The sequence below is a fragment of the Streptomyces sp. NPDC057638 genome, from assembly GCF_042800315.1.
In the GTDB taxonomy this organism is placed as follows: Bacteria; Actinomycetota; Actinomycetes; order Streptomycetales; family Streptomycetaceae; genus Streptomyces.
This window is the reverse complement of the sequence record NZ_JBHVHF010000476.1, coordinates 1-4,062: the sequence shown is the minus strand read 5'-3', so window position 1 is coordinate 4,062 and position 4,062 is coordinate 1. Positions and strand designations below refer to the sequence as shown.

Below are 4,062 nucleotides of genomic sequence, written 5' to 3'. Positions count from 1 at the left end.
GGGGCGTCGGGCCCCTACTTCCCCGTGGCGCCCGGGCGCCCGCGCCGCCGGTTACCCCCCCCGGGGGGGTGGGTCACGCCGGGGGTTCCCGGGGTGACCCACCCCCGCCCGCGCGTGCGCTCGCCCCCGTACGGCCGGTCCCTCCGTACCGTACGGGGGCTTACGGATGTCTACGGAGGCCTGCGGGCGCGCCGCGAGGCCCCGCGTCCCAAAGGGCACAAGGCCGCACGGGACACGGGGCCGCACAGGGCACGGGGTCTCAGCCGACCCGCCGGACGGGGTCCGTCGGGGTCACACCTCCAGCGGGAGGATCGCGGTCGGCGCGTGACCCGGTTCGCCCGCCGGATCCTCCCACTCATGGACGGCGTCGATCCGTGGGCCCATCGCGATGTTGGTGACCCGTTCCAGCAGCACCTCGACCACCACCGGCACCCGGAACTCGGCCGCCAGCTTCCGCGCCTCCTCGAACGCCGGGAGCAGCGCCTCCGGGTCCGTCACCCGCAGCGCCTTGCAGCCCAGCCCCTCCACCACCCGGACATGGTCGACGCCGTAGACGCCGAGTTCGGGCGCGTTGATGTTCTCGAACTCCAGATTGACCTCGAACTCGATGTCGAGCCCCTGCTGGGCCTGGCGGATCAGCCCCAGATAGGCGTTGTTCACCAGCACATGGACATAGGGGATGCGGTGCTGGGCGCCCACCGCCAGCTCCTCCAGCAGGAACTGGAAGTCGTAGTCGCCGGAGAGCGCCACGACCGGTGTCCCGGGATCGGCGACGGCGGCCCCCAGCGCGGCGGGCACCGTCCACCCCAGCGGACCGGCCTGGCCGCAGTTGATCCAGTGCCGGGGCCGGTAGACATGGAGCAGCTGGGCCCCGGCGATCTGGGAGAGCCCGATGGTGGTGACATAGCGCGTCTCGGGCCCGAAGGCCCGGTTCATCTCCTGGTAGACGCGCTGGGGTTTGATCGGGATCTGGGTGAAGTGGGTCCGCCGCTGGAGGGTGGCCTTGCGGCGCTGTACGGCCGCGGCCCACTCCGTACGGTCGGGCAGCCCGCCCGACTCCTTCAGCTCCCGCGCGGCGGTGAGGAAGAGCTCCAGCGCGGCACGGGCGTCGGAGGCGATCCCGTACTCCGGGGCGAAGATCCGCCCGATCTGGGTGGGTTCGATATCCACATGGACGAAGGTGCGGCCCCGGGTGTAGACGTCCAGGTCGCCGGTGTGGCGGTTGGCCCAGCGGTTGCCGATGCCGAGCACATGGTCGGCTTCCAGGAAGGTGGCGTTGCCGTAGCGGTGGGAGGTCTGGAGGCCGACCATGCCCGCGTGGAGGGGATGGTCGTCGGGGATGGTGCCCCAGCCCATCAGGGTGGGGATGACCGGGACCCCGGTCAGCTCGGCGAACTCGACCAGCTCGGCGCAGGCGTCGGCGTTGATGATCCCGCCCCCGGCGACGATCAGCGGGCGTTCGGCACGGACCAGCAGCGCCAGCGCCCTGTCGATCTGCGCCCGGGTGGCCACCGGCCGGTGGACCGGAAGCGGGGCGTAGGTCTCGGGGTCGAACTCGATCTCGGTCTGCTGGACGTCGACCGGCAGATCGATGAGGACGGGCCCGGGGCGGCCCGAGCGCATCAGATGGAACGCCTGCTGGAAGACGCCCGGGACCTGGGCGGCCTCCAGGACGGTGGTGGCGGCCTTGGTGACGGGCCGGGCGATGGCGGCGATGTCGACGGCCTGGAAGTCCTCCTTGTGGAGCACGGCGGTCGGCGCCTGGCCCGTGACGCACAGGATCGGGATGGAGTCGCCGAGCGCGGAGTAGAGCCCGGTGATCATGTCGGTCCCGGCCGGGCCCGAGGTGCCGACGCAGAGGCCGATGTTGCCGGGCCGGGCGCGGGTGTAGCCCTCGGCCATATGGGAGGCGCCCTCGACATGGCGGGCGAGGGTGTGCTGGATCCCGCCGCCCTCCTTGAGCGCCTTGTAGAAGGGGTTGATCGCGGCGCCCGGCACACCGAACGCCTGGGTGACGCCTTCGCGTTCGAGGATCTCCACGGCCGCGCGGGCGGCGGTCATTCGAGCCATGACTGCTCCTGTCCTGCTCCGATCGGACGATCCACGCGGGGGATCGGGCGATCGTGCGCATCGAGCGGATTGAGGCACTGAACGGATTGAGCACGGAACGGATCGCGGTACGGAACGGATCGCGGTACGGAACGGATCGCGGTACGGAACGGATCGCGCGGATCGCGCTTCGACCGTGCGCCCAGCCGGGAAGGCAATCCTCACTTTTCCGCAATCCGGAAACTATATTTTGTTATACGGAAGCAATGTAGGAGCCATGGAGTGCCTCGTCAAGGCGATGGCCCAACCACTCCCCTAACCCCCGGCGCGTGGTGGACGATGGGGGCGGACTCAGGAGCGAGGGGGATTCCGCGATGGCCGAAGCGGTGCCGGTGCGCTGTCCGTCCTGCGGCCGGGAGCATCTGTTCGCCTCACCGGTCTATCCATGCGCCTGCGGCGCGCCGTTGGCGCCCCCGCTGCTGCCGAGCGCCCCGCCGGAGCAGATCGTCCGCCGGACCTGGGACGACGACTGGGTCCGCGTCCGCTGTGAGAGCTGCGGCCGCCAGGACCACTGGCCTCAGCCGGAACTCGGCTGCCCCTGCGGCACCCTGCTGCGGATACCGGTTCGCGCGGCGGAGGAACCCCCCGCGCCAGAGCGCGCCGGACGGGAGCGCCCGGCGCGGGAACGCCCGGCCACCGGGGAGCGCGCGCCGGAGCCGCCCCCTTACCGGCCCTCCCGGCGGCCCGCGTACCCGCCGTCCCATATCCCGCTGCCCCGGACGGCGAACAGCCCGCGCCCGTCCTTCCGGCCGGTCACCATCCGTACCGCCCGGGACGCCGTGACGGCGGCCCAGCTCTATCTGACCTGGCTGGGCTTCCATGACGTCGCCCATCAGGAGATCCACACCCCCGAGGTGCGGCCGCTCGCCCCGGCCCGTGGACGGCCCGCCGCCACCGTACGGCTGCGCGGCCGTGGCCTGGTCGCCCAGATCGAACCCACCACACGGCGCGCGGAGATCCGGGACGTCGAGTGTCTGTGGCTGTACGGACTGAGCGCGTCCGCCACGACCGTCTACTTCACCTTGGCGGGGTACGGACAGCAGGCCAGCGCCCGCGCGGAGGAACTGGGCGTTCCCCTCTTCGTCATGGACCTGACCGGTATGCCCCAGCCGGTCAACGCGACGGCGGCGGAACTGGTCTCCACCGGCGCGTGAGGCCCGCGAGAGCGGTCCGGGCGCGTGGTGCCGGAGGGCGTGCGCGGGCGGGAACGTGGCGGCGGAGGGCGTACACGAGCCGGACGCGTGGTGCCGGGGCTACGCACAGGACGGGCGCGGTCTCCGTCACGGCGGCGTCACGGGCGCGGTCTCCATGAGGGCGGCGTCACGGGCGCGGCGTCCCGAGGGGCGGCGGCACGGGCGCGGACCGAGGGCGGGATACTTCCCCCATGGTCCCTCCGTCCTTCTCCCACGCCCTGTCCCCCTTCATCCGGCCGGCCACGGCCGGTGAACTCGCCCAGCTCCAGGAGATCGAGCGGGCCGCCGGGGAACCGTTCCGCTCCCTCGGGATGACGGAGATCGCCGACGACGAGCCGCCCGCGCTGAACGACCTGGAGCGCTACCGGGCGGCGGGCGGGGCCTGGGTGTACACGGGGGCGAACGGCGCGAACGGGGAGAGCGGCGCACTCCTCGCGTACCTCCTCGATGAGGAGGTCGACGGCGCGGCGCATATCGAGCAGGTGTCGGTGCGGCCGAGCGCGGCGCGGCGCGGCATCGGACGGGAACTGATCGAGCACCTCGCGGACCGGGCACGGACCCGGGGGCTCTCCGGGATGACGCTCACGACCTTCGCCGAGGTGCCCTGGAACGCGCCGTACTACGCGCGGCTGGGTTTCCGGGAGCTGCCGGAGCCCGAACTCACCGAGGGGCTGCGGCGGATCCGCCGCCATGAGCGGGAGATCGGCCTCGACCGCTGGCCGCGTCTCTGTATGCGCCGCTCCCTCTGACGCGCCCCGGC

General features: G+C 72.5%; 3 protein-coding genes. 2 read left to right on the top strand and 1 reads right to left on the bottom strand.

Going from position 1 to position 4,062, the window contains the following annotated elements; all coding sequences use genetic code 11:
- Positions 1-291 precede the first annotated feature (291 nt).
- Positions 292-2,070 carry a glyoxylate carboligase gene (gene gcl, locus ACFVIM_RS33520; protein ID WP_384309677.1) on the bottom strand — a complete coding sequence of 593 codons (1,779 nt, stop codon included), beginning with the start codon at positions 2,068-2,070 and terminating at the stop codon, positions 292-294.
- A 353-nt stretch (positions 2,071-2,423) separates the two neighbouring features.
- On the opposite strand from gcl, the gene ACFVIM_RS33515 reads away from it, so the two are divergent.
- Positions 2,424-3,263: a hypothetical protein gene (locus tag ACFVIM_RS33515; RefSeq protein WP_384309675.1), complete on the top strand. Its 840-nt coding sequence runs from the start codon at positions 2,424-2,426 to the stop codon at positions 3,261-3,263.
- Between the two features lie 230 nt (positions 3,264-3,493).
- Positions 3,494-4,051 carry a GNAT family N-acetyltransferase gene (locus ACFVIM_RS33510; RefSeq protein WP_384309671.1) on the top strand — a complete coding sequence of 186 codons (558 nt, stop codon included), beginning with the start codon at positions 3,494-3,496 and terminating at the stop codon, positions 4,049-4,051.
- Positions 4,052-4,062: the final 11 nt, after the last annotated feature.